The 17,983-nt window shown below is 48.9% G+C and carries 23 protein-coding genes and 1 riboswitch; of the genes, 18 read left to right on the forward strand and 5 right to left on the reverse strand.

Features of this window, described 5'->3' with window-relative positions; genetic code table 11:
• The first annotated feature begins 15 nt into the window (after window positions 1–15).
• The 11 genes from GA0116948_RS17400 (at window position 16) to GA0116948_RS17450 (ending at window position 8,212) form a co-directional block, all read left to right on the forward strand.
• A complete protein-coding gene (locus GA0116948_RS17400) occupies window positions 16–471 on the forward strand; it encodes a YhcH/YjgK/YiaL family protein (protein WP_089714559.1) in 456 nt (151 codons plus the stop codon).
• A gap of 147 nt (window positions 472–618) precedes the next feature.
• Entirely contained in the window at window positions 619–1,170 is a 552-nt protein-coding gene (locus GA0116948_RS17405; RefSeq protein ID WP_123891653.1) for a DUF6934 family protein, read from the forward strand.
• A gap of 46 nt (window positions 1,171–1,216) precedes the next feature.
• Window positions 1,217–1,402, forward strand: a complete 186-nt coding sequence (locus tag GA0116948_RS17410) for a hypothetical protein (protein ID WP_089714562.1) — start codon at window positions 1,217–1,219, stop codon at window positions 1,400–1,402.
• A 138-nt stretch (window positions 1,403–1,540) separates the two neighbouring features.
• Window positions 1,541–1,630, forward strand: a riboswitch (TPP riboswitch).
• Between the two features lie 58 nt (window positions 1,631–1,688).
• A complete protein-coding gene (thiS, locus tag GA0116948_RS17415; RefSeq protein WP_089714563.1) occupies window positions 1,689–1,892 on the forward strand; it encodes a sulfur carrier protein ThiS in 204 nt (67 codons plus the stop codon).
• 3 nt (window positions 1,893–1,895) lie between these two features.
• The gene (thiC, locus tag GA0116948_RS17420; RefSeq protein WP_089714565.1) at window positions 1,896–3,722 is read left to right on the forward strand and encodes a phosphomethylpyrimidine synthase ThiC; all 1,827 of its coding nucleotides are present in this window, start codon (window positions 1,896–1,898) and stop codon (window positions 3,720–3,722) included.
• Window positions 3,722–4,336: a thiamine phosphate synthase gene (locus tag GA0116948_RS17425; RefSeq protein WP_089714567.1), complete on the forward strand. Its 615-nt coding sequence runs from the start codon at window positions 3,722–3,724 to the stop codon at window positions 4,334–4,336. The genes thiC and GA0116948_RS17425 overlap by 1 nt, the downstream gene beginning before the upstream one ends.
• Window positions 4,309–5,022, forward strand: coding sequence for a hydroxymethylpyrimidine/phosphomethylpyrimidine kinase (locus tag GA0116948_RS17430; protein ID WP_089714569.1), 714 nt, complete (start codon window positions 4,309–4,311; stop codon window positions 5,020–5,022). The genes GA0116948_RS17425 and GA0116948_RS17430 overlap by 28 nt, the downstream gene beginning before the upstream one ends.
• Window positions 5,015–5,632 carry a thiamine phosphate synthase gene (thiE, locus tag GA0116948_RS17435; protein ID WP_089714571.1) on the forward strand — a complete coding sequence of 206 codons (618 nt, stop codon included), beginning with the start codon at window positions 5,015–5,017 and terminating at the stop codon, window positions 5,630–5,632. Before GA0116948_RS17430 ends, thiE begins: the two co-directional genes overlap by 8 nt.
• Window positions 5,607–6,377, forward strand: coding sequence for a thiazole synthase (locus tag GA0116948_RS17440; RefSeq protein ID WP_089714573.1), 771 nt, complete (start codon window positions 5,607–5,609; stop codon window positions 6,375–6,377). Before thiE ends, GA0116948_RS17440 begins: the two co-directional genes overlap by 26 nt.
• A gap of 9 nt (window positions 6,378–6,386) precedes the next feature.
• Window positions 6,387–7,502: a 2-iminoacetate synthase ThiH gene (gene thiH, locus GA0116948_RS17445; protein WP_089714575.1), complete on the forward strand. Its 1,116-nt coding sequence runs from the start codon at window positions 6,387–6,389 to the stop codon at window positions 7,500–7,502.
• Window positions 7,499–8,212, forward strand: coding sequence for a HesA/MoeB/ThiF family protein (locus GA0116948_RS17450; protein WP_089714577.1), 714 nt, complete (start codon window positions 7,499–7,501; stop codon window positions 8,210–8,212). Before thiH ends, GA0116948_RS17450 begins: the two co-directional genes overlap by 4 nt.
• On the opposite strand, the gene GA0116948_RS17455 is transcribed toward GA0116948_RS17450, so the two are convergent.
• The 3 genes from GA0116948_RS17455 to GA0116948_RS17465 form a co-directional block, all read right to left on the reverse strand.
• Window positions 8,209–8,961 (reverse strand): HAD-IIB family hydrolase, encoded by a 753-nt coding sequence (locus GA0116948_RS17455; RefSeq protein ID WP_089714579.1) that lies wholly within the window; start codon window positions 8,959–8,961, stop codon window positions 8,209–8,211. The two genes, GA0116948_RS17450 and GA0116948_RS17455, sit on opposite strands and share 4 nt — an antisense overlap.
• Window positions 8,962–8,975: 14 nt before the next feature.
• The gene (locus GA0116948_RS17460; protein WP_089714581.1) at window positions 8,976–9,443 is read right to left on the reverse strand and encodes a hypothetical protein; all 468 of its coding nucleotides are present in this window, start codon (window positions 9,441–9,443) and stop codon (window positions 8,976–8,978) included.
• Window positions 9,444–9,548: 105 nt separating this feature from the next.
• Window positions 9,549–10,925, reverse strand: coding sequence for a glycosyl hydrolase family 18 protein (locus GA0116948_RS17465; RefSeq protein WP_240619093.1), 1,377 nt, complete (start codon window positions 10,923–10,925; stop codon window positions 9,549–9,551).
• A gap of 514 nt (window positions 10,926–11,439) precedes the next feature.
• On the opposite strand from GA0116948_RS17465, the gene GA0116948_RS17470 reads away from it, so the two are divergent.
• From GA0116948_RS17470 to GA0116948_RS17495, 6 genes are all read left to right on the forward strand, one after another.
• Window positions 11,440–12,546: a metallophosphoesterase family protein gene (locus tag GA0116948_RS17470; protein ID WP_089714583.1), complete on the forward strand. Its 1,107-nt coding sequence runs from the start codon at window positions 11,440–11,442 to the stop codon at window positions 12,544–12,546.
• A 96-nt stretch (window positions 12,547–12,642) separates the two neighbouring features.
• Window positions 12,643–13,125: a hypothetical protein gene (locus GA0116948_RS17475; protein WP_089714585.1), complete on the forward strand. Its 483-nt coding sequence runs from the start codon at window positions 12,643–12,645 to the stop codon at window positions 13,123–13,125.
• A gap of 66 nt (window positions 13,126–13,191) precedes the next feature.
• Window positions 13,192–13,593, forward strand: coding sequence for a hypothetical protein (locus GA0116948_RS17480; RefSeq protein WP_089714587.1), 402 nt, complete (start codon window positions 13,192–13,194; stop codon window positions 13,591–13,593).
• 89 nt (window positions 13,594–13,682) lie between these two features.
• The gene (locus GA0116948_RS17485) at window positions 13,683–14,174 is read left to right on the forward strand and encodes a DinB family protein (RefSeq protein WP_089714589.1); all 492 of its coding nucleotides are present in this window, start codon (window positions 13,683–13,685) and stop codon (window positions 14,172–14,174) included.
• Window positions 14,175–14,470: 296 nt separating this feature from the next.
• The gene (locus GA0116948_RS17490) at window positions 14,471–15,250 is read left to right on the forward strand and encodes an ABC transporter ATP-binding protein (protein ID WP_089714591.1); all 780 of its coding nucleotides are present in this window, start codon (window positions 14,471–14,473) and stop codon (window positions 15,248–15,250) included.
• Between the two features lie 17 nt (window positions 15,251–15,267).
• Window positions 15,268–16,017 (forward strand): ABC transporter permease, encoded by a 750-nt coding sequence (locus tag GA0116948_RS17495; RefSeq protein ID WP_089714593.1) that lies wholly within the window; start codon window positions 15,268–15,270, stop codon window positions 16,015–16,017.
• A gap of 18 nt (window positions 16,018–16,035) precedes the next feature.
• Here the strand turns inward: GA0116948_RS17495 and GA0116948_RS17500 are convergent, their stop codons facing one another.
• Both GA0116948_RS17500 and GA0116948_RS17505 read right to left on the reverse strand, forming a co-directional pair.
• Window positions 16,036–16,488, reverse strand: coding sequence for a DoxX family protein (locus tag GA0116948_RS17500; protein WP_089714595.1), 453 nt, complete (start codon window positions 16,486–16,488; stop codon window positions 16,036–16,038).
• A gap of 64 nt (window positions 16,489–16,552) precedes the next feature.
• Window positions 16,553–17,131: a Crp/Fnr family transcriptional regulator gene (locus GA0116948_RS17505; protein WP_089714597.1), complete on the reverse strand. Its 579-nt coding sequence runs from the start codon at window positions 17,129–17,131 to the stop codon at window positions 16,553–16,555.
• Window positions 17,132–17,343: 212 nt separating this feature from the next.
• Between GA0116948_RS17505 and GA0116948_RS17510 the strand changes: the two genes are divergently transcribed.
• On the forward strand, window positions 17,344–17,958 hold the full coding sequence (locus GA0116948_RS17510; protein WP_089714599.1) for a TetR/AcrR family transcriptional regulator: 615 nt from the start codon (window positions 17,344–17,346) through the stop codon (window positions 17,956–17,958).
• The last annotated feature ends 25 nt before the right edge of the window (window positions 17,959–17,983 follow it).

Genomic DNA, 17,983 nt, shown 5'->3' on the forward strand with positions numbered 1-17,983 from the left:
GCAAAATAATTAATCATGATACTGGACACTCTCGCAAACGCGCAGCGTTATGAAGGCCTGGGGCCTAAGTTTGTAAAGGCTTTTGAATACCTGCGGCAAACAGATTTTAACCTGGTAGAAAAAGGAAAGTACCCGATAGCAGGCGATGATATTTTCGTTATTGTCAATGAATACGACACGGTGGATGCGGCGGGCGAACAAATGGAGTCGCACAAAAAATATATTGATGTGCAGTATGTGGCGGCTGGTGTGGAAAGGATAGGGCACGATTTTCTGGAAAATAAAACACCCTCCAAACCATATGACGAAGCCTCGGATTATATGCTGTTTGCAGCACCGCCGGCGTTTTTTACCGTGTTGGAAAAAGGATGGTTCGCCATATTTTTTCCAACAGACTTGCACATGCCCAACCTCCGGGTGGCAGGTCCGGTGGGTGTGAAGAAGGTGGTGATCAAGATTAGCGTAGATTAAGCGAAACTTATTAAAATAAACCTGCCCGGATCATAGAAATGGTCCGGGCTTTTTTTTTAGCGTTAACAATTTTGAAGGATTTGCGTGTTTTCGACGGCAGATATTTGCAGGAGAATACAAATGATTGTTGACCTGAAAAATGTAAATATGGCTATTGCAGTAAATTTTGAGGAGGATTTTTTCGAGCTTAAACCCTTATTTCAAAATGAAAACAAGATTGCGACCTTTGAATCACCCCAAATAGATGGGAGTACTAAGTTGCTCAAAATAGAAATTGATAATGAGGCTCATCCTTTATTGCCAGATGTATATAACCTGGCGTTTGGTCCTGTGGATAGAAAAGGAAATATTGATGATAGTGCTAGGCTAAGACATAAAGACTATTCCAAGGTTTTTTCGACGATCGTTTTACATGCTGGTATGTACCTTAGCAGGAATAGGGAACACTTTCTGGGAATAGATGGATCCAGTAATGGGAGAGCTTATTTGTATTATCGCTTTATTCAAAGAAATTTTGATTATCTGACGAGTCGTTTTAATATTTATGGACTCAAATACTATGTGAGGATAACGCGCTTTGGTAAAACCCAATATCAGAATCCGTTTAACTTCAGAGATATACTTCCGGACTTTGTCTTAATAGCGAAAGATGAAAAAATATTGGATGAATTAATGTATAATTATTCATTTTCAGTTTGAAATAAACAGGTATTTTATTGTTAATTAAAATCTTTAAATTCGTAGTATGAGTACTTTTTTTGAAAAACAGTCAGAGGCCTTCTGGCAGAAAGCCAAACATATGCCGCCCCGCCCCAAGGGACAAGACTCTACCAAAGGCAGATCGTCCCTTCACCAGATCATTAAAACCCAGGAACAAGCTGATCGGTTCATGCAGCAACTAAAATGGATCAGCGGTGAAAACACTAAATAATTTTACCAGCCGTTTGCTTCTGCAGCAAACGGCTTTTTTGTTCCCCATCTGCCCGGCAAAAAAAAATTTGTATATATAGGACATCCTTTGCTGCTTCTGCGAAATATATTTTACCGTCTCAAATTTATTTCTACCTTCACATTACTTTAGGGGTGCCGGAAGGCTGAGATAATACCCTTTGAACCTGATGCAGTTAATACTGACGAAGGGAAAAGCAACATGACTTTTGCTGCATATCCTCCATGCGCATGTCCGTCATTCCTAAGGTGCCAATCTTTTATTAGGAATGAAAATAATTCTCAATCACCAGATCGAAGAAGTTGCCGAACAGGCTTGCCTGCACGATATCGTGTTGGAACGTCTGGGGGAAAAACAGCAAGGCATAGCCGTAGCGGTCAATAATATCGTGATACCCCGCCATGCCCGCACGCAATATGTGTTGCAGCCCAACGACAATATCCTCATCATTCAAGCCACGCAAGGAGGTTAAGGTATGCAAGCACCCACATCACCCGTTATCACAACCGCTCCCATCTCCGGCTCCCGGAAAATTTATGTGCGGGGTAACCTGTTTAACATTCAGGTACCTATGCGTGAGATAACCCTCACGCCTACACGACATGCCAATGGATCGCTCACCACGCACCATCCTGTAACGGTGTACGACGCCAGCGGACCTTATACCGATAGCCATGCGCTGATTGATGTGCGCAAAGGCTTGCCCCGCCACCGGGAAGCCTGGATCATGGACCGGGGCGATGCAGCCCCACTGCCTGGCAAAAGTAGCACCTACGGACAGGCCAGGGCCGAAAACGAAGACCTGCAACACCTGCGTTTTCACGATATTAAAAAACCCTGGAAAGCAAAGCCCGGCAACAATGTAACCCAGCTTTACTATGCCCGCAAGGGTATCATCACTGCGGAGATGGAATATGTGGCTATCCGGGAAAACCAACGCTTGCAACAAGCCTTCGCCACCGGCGATCCAGCACTTACCCAGCAGCATGCGGGCCACAGTTTTGGCGCCAATACGCCGGTAAACTGGATCACACCGGAGTTTGTGCGGTCGGAGATTGCCGCTGGGCGTGCTATCATTCCCAATAATATCAACCATCCCGAAAGTGAACCGATGATCATTGGCCGCAACTTTTTGGTGAAGATCAATGCCAATATTGGCAATAGCGCCGTTACCTCCTCCATCGAAGAGGAAGTAGAAAAGGCGGTATGGGCCTGCCGCTGGGGTGCCGATACCATCATGGATTTATCTACCGGTAAAAATATTCATGAAACGCGGGAATGGATTATCCGTAACTCACCCGTACCTATTGGCACGGTGCCAATTTACCAGGCACTGGAAAAAGTGAATGGTAAGGCCGAACAGCTTACCTGGGAACTGTTTCGCGATACGCTGATTGAACAGGCGGAGCAAGGTGTTTCCTACTTTACCATTCATGCCGGTGTATTGCTGCGTTATATCCCGCTTACGGCAAAACGGCTTACCGGCATAGTGTCCCGTGGGGGCAGCATTATGGCCAAGTGGTGCCTGGCCCATCACCAGGAGAATTTCCTGTACACCCACTTTGAAGAGATCTGCGAGATCATGAAGGCATACGACGTGGCTTTCTCCCTGGGCGATGGACTGCGGCCCGGATCAATCGCTGATGCCAATGACGCAGCGCAGTTTGCCGAACTGGATACACTGGGTGAACTCACTAAGATAGCCTGGAAACATGACGTGCAGGTAATGGTGGAAGGCCCGGGCCATGTACCCATGCACCTCATCAAAGCCAATATGGATAAGCAACTGGCCACCTGCCAGGAAGCGCCCTTTTACACTCTTGGCCCACTTACCACGGATATTGCACCTGGTTACGATCACATCACCTCTGCCATTGGCGCGGCCATGATAGGCTGGTTTGGAACGGCTATGCTCTGTTACGTAACCCCCAAAGAACATTTAGGCTTGCCCAATAAACAGGATGTGAAAGATGGCGTCATCACTTACAAACTGGCGGCACATGCCGCCGACCTGGCGAAAGGGCATCCCGGCGCACAGTACCGGGATAATGCGTTGAGCCAGGCCCGGTTTGAATTCCGTTGGGAAGACCAGTTTAATCTTTCCCTGGATCCGGATACGGCGCGGTCGTATCATGATGAGTCGTTACCGGCAGATGGGGCCAAGGTGGCCCACTTCTGTTCTATGTGCGGTCCTAAATTCTGCTCCATGCAGATCACACAGGAAATACGGGCCTCCGCGGCAGAGGGCATGTTTGAAAAATCAGAAGCCTTCAAATTGCAGGATCATAATATTTATTCCTGATGCTGATGGTGGTGTCGCACCCGCATATCTTGGAAGAGGAAGCCACTTATATCAACGCTTTATTCGATGCCGGCCTGCAGCGACTGCACCTGCGTAAGCCCTATGCTTCGGAGGAGGCCATTAAACGGCTCCTAGAACAGGTGGAGGGTCAGTATTATGCAAAAATTGCCTGGCACCAATATCATCACCTGGCTATACGGTATGGCACTAAAAGAATACACTTTCCGGAGTATATGCGCCTGCGTTATGATGATCCGGTGTGGAAGCTGCTGAAGGATAAACAATATATACTCAGCACTTCGGTACACGCACATACCCATACCCACAGGCTGGCCCCGGAATTTAGTTACGCTTTTGTGGGACCGGTATTCGACAGTATTTCCAAAACGGGATATAAAGCATTGGAGGCAGCTACTAGAAAACGACTGCTCATGGCAGATCTTGGCGTAGCGCGTGTAGCCATCGGCGGCATAGGGGGTCACAACTGCCAGCTATTGCAGGCCATGGGTGTCCGCAGTATTGCCGTATCCGGTGCCGTGTGGCAAAGCGGAACACCCCTGGAAGCTTTTAAAAAAATACAGGCAGTATGGCATACAACCGGCCCATCGTTTTAAGCATAGCAGGGCTAGATCCCAGCGGGGGCGCTGGCTTGCTGGCAGATATAAAAACCTTTGAGCAACATCGCTGCCTGGGTTTTGGCGTGGCTACAGCATGGACGGTGCAAACGGAAAATAAGTTTGAACGCGTACACTGGCTATCTATCGCACAAATTTTGGAGCAGTTGCATCCTTTGCAGGATCAATACCGGCTGGCGGCAGTGAAGATTGGCATTGTACAAGATCTGCACATGCTCCAGGCAATTGTGGAGGCGCTGCCGCCGCAAGTACCCATTGTATGGGATCCGGTGATGGCTGCCAGCGCAGGCGGGGCGCTGCTTTCCAACATCAATGCTGCCATCCTGCCGGGCATTTTAAAACGCTTGTACCTGGTTACGCCCAATCTCCCGGAAAGCAGGATGTTAGGCCCGCTTTCAAACGATTGCAAGGTGTACCTCAAAGGGGGCCATGCCGAAACGGAGAAGGGTACTGATTTTTTATACGATCAGGGAGTAATGGTGCAGCGTTTTGCCGCTACGGACATACTCCCGGGCAAACATGGTTCCGGCTGCATTCTTTCGTCTGCCATTGCAGCGGGGCTGGCCACCGGGCTGGATCTACCAGCTGCCTGTAGGCAAGCCAAAGCATATATTGAAAAAATATTAGTTAGTAATCCTAACCTTTTAGCATATCATCATGTATAATCGTCTTCAATATATAACAGCGGATTATGCCTCCGCACAATCCGCACTGGATGCAGGTTGTGGCTGGATACAATTACGTTGTAAACAAATAACTCCTGCCATGTATCTGGCCCTGGCACAACGTGTAAAACAGTTGTGTGAAACCTACCATGCCACTTTTATCGTAAACGATGCGCTGGAAGTAGCGCTGGCATGCGGGGCGCATGGTGTACACCTGGGCCTGGAGGATGGCAGTATTGCCGCCGCCCGTACGGTGCTGGGCCATGACAAGATCATTGGAGGCACCGCTAATACGGCCGCCCATCTTCAACAGCGGGTAGCGGAAGGCTGCAATTATATTGGCCTGGGCCCTTTACGTTTCACCAATACCAAAGAAAATTTAAGCCCCCTGCTGGGTGTGGAGGGATACCGCCGGTTGTTGTACGGGCAGCCTATCCCAATACCGGTGTACGCCATCGGCGGCATTGGCACGGAAGATATTTCCGCGCTGCGGGCGTGTGGCGCGTATGGCGTGGCGGTATCCGGCGTCATCACACAGGCAACCGACAAAAAAAATATTGTACATCAATTTAATCAATCGCTTTATGGCAGCCTTACAGATAGCCGGTAAAACATTTTCGTCCCGCTTGTTTTTGGGTACGGGCAAATTTGGTTCCCACCAGGAAATGGAAGCGTCCGTACTGGCCTCCGGTTCGGAACTGGTAACGGTGGCGTTAAAACGGGTAGACCTACAGCAGGAACACGACGACATCTTGCAACACCTGCACCACCCGCAGGTACAGCTATTGCCCAATACTTCCGGCGCCCGGCAGGCAAAAGAGGCCATTCTCGCCGCCCAGTTGGCCAGAGAAGCCCTGGAGACCAACTGGCTGAAACTGGAAATTCATCCCGATCCTAAATACCTGCTGCCAGATGCGCTGGAAACGCTGAAAGCTACGGAAGCCCTGGCCAAACTAGGCTTCATCGTATTGCCATACATTCATGCAGACCCAGTGCTGTGCAAACAACTGGAAGATGCCGGAACCGCTGCGGTAATGCCGCTGGGCGCGCCCATTGGTACCAACAAGGGGTTGCGCACGCTAGACTTTTTGGAAATCATCATCGCCCAAAGTAAGGTGCCTGTGATTGTGGATGCCGGCATTGGCGCGCCCTCACAGGCGGCGCAGGCCATGGAACTAGGGGCTGATGCGGTGCTGGTCAATACTGCTATTGCCACCGCCCAATATCCTGCCCGGATGGCCGCCGCATTTAAACTGGCGGTGGAAGCAGGCCGGCAGGCCTATGAAGCAGCGTTGCCGCCCGTGCGCGCCCACGCCATGGCCAGTAGCCCGCTCACGGCATTTCTCGATGCTTAAAACAATACCATGTTCTCCGATATTTTTCATACCCACGATTGGGATGCTGTGCGCGAAAGTATTTACAGTAAAACCAGCCACGATGTGGAACGCGCCCTGCAACGCACACAGCGCACGCTGGAAGATTTTAAAGCATTGATCGCTCCCGCTGCATTGCCCTACCTGGAAACGATGGCCCGGAAAAGCCAGGCGCTCACCCGCCAGCGTTTTGGCAAAACAATACAGTTGTATGTACCCCTGTACCTGAGCAACGTATGCCAGAACATCTGTACCTACTGCGCCTTTAGCATGGACAATCTTATTCCCCGCAAAACGCTTACAGACGCAGAGATTTTAGAGGAAGTAGCCGTACTCAAAGCCATGGGGTATGAACATGTGTTGCTGGTAACTGGCGAGGCCAGTCAGCAGGTAGGAGTTGCCTACCTGCAAAATGCTATCCGCCTCATAAAGCCCTACTTTGCCAATATCTCGTTGGAAGTGCAGCCCTTGCAGGAAGCCGAATATGCTTTGCTGATAAAAGAAGGCCTGCATACCGTGTTAGTATATCAGGAAACCTACCGGGCAGCAAATTATAAACAATACCACCCCAAAGGCCGGAAATCCAACTTCGAATACCGCCTTGCTACGCCAGACAGGCTGGGCAAAGCAGGCATCCATAAAATAGGGCTTGGTACGTTGATCGGATTGGAAGACTGGCGTACGGATGCCTGCTTTACCGCTCTACACCTGCAATACCTGGAGCAAACGTACTGGCAAACCAGGTACTCTATTTCTTTTCCCCGCCTGCGGCCCATTGCACAAGCGGAGGGTAGTAAAAGTTTTGCCCACTTCATGGAGGATGCAGAACTGGTGCAGCTTATTTGCGCTTACCGCCTGTTTCGCGACGACCTGGAAATAGCTATGTCTACCCGCGAGCAGGAAACCTTCCGCGATCATGCTGTGCAGTTGGGCATTACCAGTATGAGCGCCGGCTCCAAAACTAATCCAGGTGGTTATGCCGTGGCGCCGCAATCACTGGAACAATTTGAAATTTCAGACGAACGCAGCCCCGCCGTAATTGCAGACATGATCCGCGCACAAGGGTACGAGCCGGTATGGAAAGACTGGGATCAAACTTTATTATGATAAAACTGGAAACTACGGAAGTACTCCGTTACTTAAAACAAATGCAGTTGCCGGAAGTAGGCATGAATGGGCAGCAACGGATAAAACAGGCCAGCGTAGCGGTGATTGGTGCTGGTGGCCTGGGCTGCCCGGTGTTGCAATACCTCGTAGCCGCCGGGGTAGGACGGGTAGGCATCTTTGACCCGGATCGTGTGGAGGTATCTAACCTGCACCGGCAAATCTTATTCACCACAGCAGATGTGGGACGTAGCAAAGTAGCGGTGGCCATAGAAAGACTGCAAGCGCAAAATCCTCATTGCAACCTGGTGGCGCATCCCTTAAGTCTTACAGCACACAACACGGATCTACTGCTTCCCTACGATTTGGTGATAGATGGCTGCGATAATTTTGCCACAAGGTACGTGGTGAATGATGCCTGTGTGAGTGGGGGCAAACCGCTGGTGTATGGCAGTATTCTGGGGGAGGAAGGGCAGGTGGCTGTATTTAATTTACAGGGCAGTAAAAACCTGCGCCACATCTTCCCAGACCCGCCGCTGGCGGGTGATGTGCCGGATTGTAGTGAGAATGGTGTACTGGGTACGGTGCCAGGCATCGTAGGTGCCATCATGGCTCACACAGCCATCCATATTATCCTGCAACGCCCGGTGATGGTAAATCAATACCTGCTGCTTAATACACTTACCATGGAAAGAACGGTGTTACAGTTCTAGGGTAGGTCAGGCAAACAGGCGGTAATGGCTTCCACCACCCGTTTTGTTTCTTCCGGGTCGCGAACGGGAATGGCCTGCGCGCCTGCTTCTTTGGCCGGGTAGTCATTGCCGCCGGGAAAAATGGCGTCGCCCATGAATAACATGGCTTCCGTGGGAATGTGAAGAATATCCCGCAGTTTGCCTATGCCATAAGCCTTGTCTATACCCGGTTTGGTAACATCAATAGAAGTGGTGCCACCCAGGTGTACGGAAAATTTATCGAGGTCTTTATCCAGCAATACTTTCATTTGCTGGCGTTTTTTAAAGTCAGGGTCCCACTTTTCCTTTTCGGCCAGGGGGGCTTGTTGCCCCAGGCCAGAGTAGGTGATCTGGCTGCCCCGGTCTTCAATAATATCGCCCCAGGTGTGTGAAGGGGTATAGCCGGTGGCAGCGCCCGCCTTTTTCAATGCTGCAATGATCTGCTCTTTTTCTGCTGCCGTAAAATCTTCTGCATATAGTTTTTTCCAGGAATGTTCATATACATAAAACTGCGTACCACAGGTAGGCAGGATAGAGAGCCGGGAGCGTATAGCCGTTTCCGGTAACTGCGATAATACTTGTTTTTCAAACTGCGACCAGGCCCCCCCTGAAATAATGGCCACCTGTGCCTTTTGCAGCAATAAGGCGAGCAGCTTGCTCATCTCCGCATCCACAGTAGATTTACTGGGTGCCAAGGTACCGTCGAGGTCAAATACAAATAACTGTTTCATGCTTTTTTACCGGCTTAATACACGTCCAGAATGGTGGCAGTAGTGCCATTAAATGGGAAGTGCGCGCCTGCCTCCTTTTGCAGCAATAATACTGCCAATGGAGCGCTGGGAGAAAGGAAGAATACATCTTGCCCGTTTACCCGTTGCCTTCCCAGGCCTGCGGCCATGAAAAAAATGGCGGTACGGGTGTGTATGACAGCACCTGCGGCCACCGTGTTATAAAGCGTTTGCACATCAATCGCTGATAAGGTTGCCAGTTCTGCCATGGCACTGGCTAGTTGCCGCGCATGCATATCTTTTTCCAGATGGCCCATGGCGCGCCCTGTTTCATACTTATCGCCGGCGGAGCTTTTTTCCTCGCTATTGGCCGCCTGCTGTGCATGAGCCATGGCCGCCCGTGCGGTGGCAATGCGCTGGGAGATCAGGTTTATTGCATATGCTTTTAAACGATGTTTGAAGTGTAATTTTTCCGAAGTACTCATCCGGATAAATATACAAGTATCCGGTGAGTTAATCCGTGCGATGGTATAGTAGAATAAAAAACGCCGGGGCATCCCTAGCAGATGCCCCGGCGTTTGCAAGGTAGATTACTGGTTAATGCCAAAGTATTCCCAACCGGAAGCAGTATCGCGGGTACAGGTCATGTCTTGTGTACCGTTTTCCGAGGAAATGAATTTGCCATTGTTGCCCCGGAAAGCTACTTGTCCGGCACTATTGCTTACCCAATCAAATTTCTCCCAACCCTGAATGGTAGTGCGGTTGCAGTTAATGGCCTTCGTACCATTTTCGCTGGATACATACAGGCCGTTGCTGCCTTGCAGGGCTATCTTGCCCCCGCCTGCATCTACAATTGTAAATTGTTCCCAACCTTGCACCTGGCTGGCATTACAGATCATGGGGGCGGTGCCGTTTTTGCTACTTACATATTTTCCATTATAGCCTTTGAGCGTAATGGTTTGGCCAATGGGCGGCGCGCTATTGCTGCCATGGGCTACCACTACTTCATGAATGGCGCTGAGCAGCGAATTGCTCCCGCTGGCATCTGCATTCAGATCCCAGATCATCACCCCACCGCCGGTAGAAAATGCAAGTTCCGTTTTGCTTTTAATGGTTGGAATGCCATTATAACCGATGCCCTGATAGCTGTCTGAGTTAGCACTTCCACCTCGGGACAGGATGTCTTTGTAATCTACATATTCTGTTGAAGAGCGGCCATAGAAGGGCAACCCAAGGATAGACTTGCCGGTAGAAAGCCCCCGTCCCTGCCAATAATTCAGGGAAGTTACCGCCAGCGAATAAGGGCTGTGATTGGCCCCGTCTCCATCATAGGCCATCAGGTTCAGGAAATCTACATAACCAAATACTGCAGCGCCCACGCCACTGCCCCCGTCAGAAATAACGGCAGCAGTGAGCAGCTTACCCCTGCTGTGCATCTCGGTGCTGAGTTGCAACATCAGGGCAGTATAATTGCTGGAAGAAGTACCATCGTCGGGGTATTCCCAATCAATGTCCACCCCGTCAAGATTGTAGGTGTTTATTAAATTAATGATGGCATTCACAAACGTGGTTCGTTTAGCAGCGGTACCAGACAGGCTTTCAAAACCACTATCGTCGCCATCGTTCCAACCCCCTACAGAGATGAGTACTTTTACGCTATGTTGATGTCCCAGCGTAACGAGTGATTGCAGTTTGGAGGGATTGTCCAGCCCCTGCAAAGTGCCGGATGCATTGGGCAAAATAAAGGCATAATTGATGTGAGTGAGTTTGGAGTACTGCACGGCATTTACATCGCCCGCCCAGGATGGCATGTAACCTACTACTTTAAAATCGGCGGCGGCAATAGCGCGGGGCACGGTGCTGGCACCATCCGAGGGTTTGTTAACTAGTTGCTTTGTACAGGCATTCATGCTCAGGAGGATGGCTAGGGCCACTAGTACATGGAGATAACTTACAAGTTTGATCATGAAATTTGATTTTGATTTATGTATAATAGAAATGTTAAGACATAATAGGCCCGCAGGGGAAATCCCCACCTGCATAGTACTGGTAAAATGATGACTAAAAGCGGGTGTCTGCTTGTGTGTTACAGGTTACAAAGTGTTTAAAAAATGAATAGAAGCAAGGGTGATGTCTTACACAGTACGGAGATATATCCTGCACTACTATACAAAAGACAAAGTATGCGTGTTAGTAATGAACGGAAAATACGTACGGTAAATAATTGTTGGACAGATAAAGTGGTAGATAACATGGATATCCGGGTAACTTCACGAACCGGTGGTAGACGGTGGTTCTCTATGCTTCGTGATGAAGATATAAATAAAATCCGGGAAAACAAACCCCCTTAAGAAAACTTAAGGCAGGGCCTTAGCCATGTACTTATGCCGGGCTACTGTTGTTTTGTAGATACCACTACCGGGCGTTGTGGAAATAATTATATTTGATGATCATCAGTTATCACCGTATTAATAGATCGTTATGAAACGTTTGTCTGGCTTGTGTTTGCTATTGTGTTGGGTAACCATTACCTGTGCGCAATCATCCGGTGTTACGCATATCGTTTTTACTTCCGACGTGCACTTCGGCATCCTGCGCAAATCGTTCCGGGGTAATAAAAAAGTGCAGTCTGATGCGGTGAATAAGGCCATGGTGGCGCAGATCAATACCCTGCCGGGACTGGCATTGCCTGCAGATAAAGGCGTAGGGGCTGGCCAGGCCATTCAACAGATCGGTTACCTGGCCATTACCGGTGATATCTGTAACCGCCAGCAGCCCCCTTCCCCGTCGGCCTCGGTATCATGGAAACAGTTTGTCAACGTATACCTTCACCAACTTTCCCTCCATGCCCAGTTACTGTTAGTGCCCGGTAATCATGACGTATCCAACGCTATCGGTTATTATAAACCGATGATACCCGCTACAGACAATGCTTCTCTGGTGGGGATCTACAACCTGATGTTAAAACCTGCTGTACCGAAAACAGCCGCCAGTTTCAATTTTAAAAAGGATAAGATCCATTATGCACGAAATATTGGCGGTGTACACTGCCTGTTCCTGGATGTATGGCCAGACGGGGAAGAACGTGCCTGGATGGAAAAAGACCTGCTTAGCATAGCTGCCAATGTGCCGGTACTCATCTTTACCCACGATCCCCCGGAAGGAGATCCGGCCCATTTTGTGAATCCATTTGTTCCGCATACGATCAACAAAAAAACCCAATACCAAAACCTGCTTTCCGATACGCTGCATGCCCCGCCGGGCGACGCTGATGAACAAACCGCGTTCGTTAAGTTTTTACAGGCCCACCGTAATATCAAAGCGTATTTTCATGGGCATCAAAACTGGAATCAGTTTTACACCTATACGGGGCCTGCCAAAAATGTATCACTACCCGTGTTCCGCGTAGACTCGCCCATGAAGGGCAAGGAGTCTGCCGAGGATGAACAACAACTTTCTTTCCAACTCATTAGCATGGACCCGGCAAATAAGCGGCTCACCGTGCGGCAACTGTTCTGGAATGTAAAGCCTAAAAAAGACGGTGGGCGCATGCAATGGGGTGATAGCAAGACAATCTCCCTTCAATAAATTTTGCCTGCCCCATGCCGCCATTGACAACAGGCCTTTCTTTTAACCGTAAACGATGAGAACAATTTGCTAATTTCGTTTTCAGAGAAAAGTTATATGAAAGCAGCCTCCATCGCGGATATTAAGAAAGAACTGACCCGGGTGCCTACCAAAGAACTGGTGGAAATGTGCCTGCGAATAGCCAAATACAAAAAAGAAAACAAAGAGTTACTTGCCTTCCTGCTCTTCGATGCCGACGATCTGCCACGGTATATTGCATCTGTAAAATCCTTGCTGGATGAAGAATTTGCAGGATTAAAATACCATAATCTATACCTGGCCAAGAAAATGCTGCGCAGGATATTACGGCTTACCAACAAGCATATTAAATACACCGGTTCCAAACCCGTGGAGATAGAATTATTGCTATATTTCTGCCAGCAATCGGCAGCATCGGGCGTTCCTATCCGGCAAAGTATACAACTGGGCAACATGTATGATCAATTACTAAAAAAAATCAGGGTAGCAATAGAAACCCAGCATGAAGACTTGCAATATGATTACCGACGCGGACTGGAAGCTATACGGAAGGAATTTTAAAAGCGGCTGCACCAGCCGGTATGCCGCCGGCAGGGACCATTTTATAAAGGTTTGAAAAGATGGATCATGGAGAAAGAAAAATGCAGGACACAACTGCTGGAATTAATCATTAAACACGCAGAATATTTTCTAAAAGAGTCTGGCGAATTCTTTCCTTTTGGGGGTACGGTAGGGGGCGATAACGTAGTACGCTCGGCCGCAGCTTACCCGGGCGAAGAGCAGCCGGCACCCAGCCAGGTGATAGGCCTGCTGAACGATGCGTTTGATAAAGGGCTGGAAAGCGGGCAATATAAAATGGTGGCTATCGGGGTAGATGTGCTGCTACCAGAAGACTGGATGGGAGAACGCCTGTCTGCCGTACAAATCATGGTGCGGGACCAAGAAGGCAAGGTAGGGGAATACCATTTGCCTTATTTTAAAGACACCGCCGGCGCATACGTATACTTGCCCCTGCGGGCCATTGTCTGAAAAATAATTATATTTTTTAAAACACCTGCTGACATAAGGTTGTCACTTGCTGTAGTGTTCTTTGTATAGCACAACAAAAACACACACTTATGACACTTATTCCCATCTTCCAGCAGGAGCTGGAAAACGAATCTGCCACCTCCCGCAAAATGCTGGAACGCGTTCCATCCCACAAACTCGATTGGCAACCCCATCCCAAAAGCATGACCCTGGGCCGGCTGGCCACCCATGTAGCCGAAATACCTGCATGGATAGAGATGGCACTATACACGGATGAGCTAGACTTTGAAAAAAATGCTTATGTGCCCCGCACTCCACAAAATACGGACGAAATATTGGACTATTTCCAGGAAGCCCTGCTGCGTGGCCGTGCTGCCCTGGAAACCAACGATGGCAGCCTGTTGGAAAAAGAATGGCTACTGCGTACCGGCGATCAGGTGCTTTACCGCACCACCAAAGCAGGCATGGTGCGCATGGCGCTGAACCAGATCACCCACCACCGTGCCCAGCTAGGGGTGTATCTCCGATTGCTGGACATCCCCATCCCGGGCAGTTATGGCCCGAGCGCAGACGAACATTAAGATGAAGACTGCTTACTTTCCTTCCGCCCAAAATTGTTACACCCTGGTTAATACTTTTGCGCCAAAGCAATAGGTATTAACCATTTTTTGATAACATGGGGTAGTGGATTTGCTGGCATGCTATCATTTAAATTACTGTATAGCAGGTGTTATATAAATGGAGAAAGAGGTTTACTTTTTTACCGGTCATTTCATTTCTTTCACCGGTCTTCCCAGGCGGGTAGCCTATGTAATGTTGCCCACCTCTCTTTATTAGCTCATCTTTGCAGCATTCATTTAAAACGCTCTTATTTTCCATGGATATTCAACATCAGTATGTGTTGCAGGTAGCAGATCTACAGGTGCATTACGGTCATTTTCAGGCAGTAAAAACCGTTGCTTTCGGCGTAAGATCGGGCGAGATCTTTGGGCTGCTGGGGCCCAACGGCGCAGGCAAAACCAGCACCCTCAGCGCCATTGAAGGGTTGGTTCGTCCCAATGCCGGGCAAATTACCGTAGCCGGATATAACATAGCTACGCATGCCCTGCAAGCCCGCGCAGCTATGGGCGTACAATTGCAGGCTACTAGTTTCCAGGCCGAACTTACCATCTCTGAGATTGTTCGGCTGTACGGTGGTATTTACGGTGTTACCATCAGTACCGGCTATATGCAGCAATTGCTGGAAGGCATAGAACTGGCTGCTGCAGCGGGCAAACGCTATGGCCAGCTTTCCGGCGGTCAGCAGCAGCGGGTATCCCTGCTCATTGCTACCATTCACCAACCCCAATTGGTGTTGCTGGATGAGCCTACCACGGGGCTGGATCCGCAATCCAGGCGGCACCTGTGGCAGCGCATGGAACAGATCCGGGAACAAGGCAATGGTGTACTGCTCACCACCCACTCCATGGAAGAAGCGGAAGCTGTGTGCGATCGCATTGCCATTATCGATCATGGCAGCATCATTGCCATCGATACGCCGGAGGCTTTGATCGAAAAACATCGCCACGATCCTGCCGTGGTCAGCGTTTCCCGCAAAGGGAAGATTACGTTGGAGGATGTATTTATTGGATTAACCGGTAGCGCCATCCGCGCCTGAAAAATAATAACCCTGTTATGCAAAAAAATATTCCTAAAACAGCTACCGTACTAGCGTTCTTATTACAGGCCGATTTCACCACCCAGTGGCGCAACCGTCGTTCTTTTATACTGGTACTGCTGGTGCCAGTCATCATACTATTTACCTGGAAAAGCGCTATAGATAAAATTGGTGCCGCATTCGCATTCTCTACCGCTATCTCTATCGGGCTGGTGGCCATTGGGCTTATGGGTTACCCCAATTCCATTGCAAGAGACCGGGAGAAGGGAGTGTTTCAGCGGCTGCGTGTAGCGCCTGTGCCGCGCTGGTCTATCATGGGTAGCCGCCTGGTGGTACAATTGGCCATGATATTGCTGGTAACTTTATGTGTGTATGCTGGTGGTTATTATTTCGATCATATTACCATTTCACCAGCGGGTTATGTGATCACCATTTTTACCGCATTATTAGGAGGTGCCGTATACCTCAGTATAGGCCAGCTCATCGTAGGGCTGATCAAAAACCCCGAAACGGTTAATTCTACGGCACGCCTGATCTATTTTCTATTTATTATGGTAGGCATTCTTGGCGACCTGGGAGTGCTGGGTGTACAAATAAAACAACTCATTAATTGGTCGCCTTACGGAGTGGTGAAAGCCATTCTTGCAGGCGGTATGGATCATGCAAAATGGAACAAGGATACCACCATGGCATTAGCAGCCACCCTGGGTTATACAATGGTGTTTGCCACTATTGGTATCCGTAAATTCAAGTGGAGTGCTAAATAAAAAAGCAGCAGGATTTTTTTAACCGCCAAATCCGGCAGCGTATACCCATGCAAGGAGCAATAGTTGCATAGGTATACGGAACCATAGATAAGACAAGCCCGGACCGTCGTATCCGGCAGTTTCCAGGTTTATTTTTTTTAGGGCAGCATACACATTGGCTGGCAGGATTAGTATAAAAAACATCAGCAGGCAAATGGCTGTAACTGTGCGCAGCGCCGGTATTAATAGCCCTATAGCAGCCAGTATTTCCAGTAGCCCTGTAAAATATATCAGCGTTTTTTTGGCCGGCAAGAAGGGCGGTAGCATCATCATCATACCTTGGGTAAACAGGAAGTGCCCACTCGATGTAAGCAGCAACATAGTGCTCATGGCTATGCGTGCGGGCCACTGCCAGTGCCAGCCCCCTTGGATAAAATGCAGTACCAGTAAGGCTGTTCCAAAACTGCCGAGTAATACAATGAGTGGTTTCATGGCATGCGTTATTTACACCTAAAGTTCTACCACACCAGGCCTGTAAAAAATGACCCGGGTTAGTTTATCGGGTTACCTGCCGCCGGATGCGGCTCAGGCTTTCGGGGTGAATGCCTAGGTAGGAGGAAAGGTGTTTCACCGAAATGCGGCTCACCATATCCTGGTGACTGGCTAACAAGCGCAGGTAGCGCTCCCGGGCCGTAAGCGACAGCCATGCTAATTCCTTGCGGCTGCGGCGCATAAATTGCTGTTCGGCTATAACCCGGCCTATGCGTTCGGCAGCTGCGCTGCTGTGGTAAAGCTTGTGCAGGTCATCATGATGAATCTTCCAGGTAAGGGTGTTTTCCAATGCCTGAAGGTAAATGGCGGCGGGGCGTTGCTCCAGGAAGGAAGTAAATGCGGTCGCAAAATCGTGGGCGAAGAAAAAGTCAAGGGTGTATTCGCGTCCTTCCTTCAAAAAATAAGCGCGGGCCAGGCCGCTGCGTATAAAATAGATATAATGCTCCACCTCGCCTTCTGTACAAAGATATTCCTCCTTCTTAAATTCCTGGGCATGCAGGTGTTCGTGAAAGAAGGCCCATTCCACATCCGGGAAGGGTGTAAACCGCTCAATGGCGGCGCGCAGCAGCAGGGCGTCGTTCATATAAATGAAGATACGGAGCAGCGGCGAGTATTGATAACCAGTATCGCAGCCAGCCTTTAAGTGGCTACGTAACTCCCACTATCATGTATGAAACTTATTACAAATCAATGATTTATAAAAAATCAAAAAGAAATTTTGACTTGGCTGCACTATCCATCAATTTTTGTTATTAGATTTGCTTAACGGTGTTAAATAATTTAATGCCCTAAAATATGGGAAGCGTAGAAAGAAAACAGCGGCTTAAAGAAGATGTGCGGTGTAAAATCCTGGAAGCAGGGTGGAACATCGTTGTGGAGGAAGGCTGGCCTGCATTATCTATGCGTAAGATTGCTGATGCGATCGAATATACAGCCCCCATTATTTATGGGCATTTCCAGAGTAAAGACGCATTGCTACAGGAATTTACCCGCAAAGGGCATGTGTTGCTCAGTGCCAAAGTTAAAGAAGCCCGTACCAGCCATGATACCCTGGAAAAACAACTGGAAGCCATGTGGCTGGCCTATTGGGACTTTGCCTTTGAACAACCGGCCTACTACAAACTAATGTACGGCGTGGAAATGGGCTGTTGCGAAGCTGGCATTATAGATTGCCCATTTACTGAAATGGCTTCTAAACAAGTACTCGATGTAATTACAGCATTGATTGCCGCTAGTAATCATCCGGAGCAAGACCCGGAACGCCGCTTTTACACCTGTTGGGCCATCCTGCATGGGCTGATTTCACTTAATATGGTACAGAAAAATAGAGAAAGCTGCTTATCAGAAGAATTTAACCGTACCATTCTCAACGACGCCATTAAAGGAATTATCAAGACCATCTTACAGTAAATTATTTCCAAAACAATTTGAAGCA

This window comes from Chitinophaga costaii, assembly GCF_900094705.1.
GTDB classification, from domain to species: domain Bacteria; phylum Bacteroidota; class Bacteroidia; order Chitinophagales; family Chitinophagaceae; genus Chitinophaga; species Chitinophaga costaii.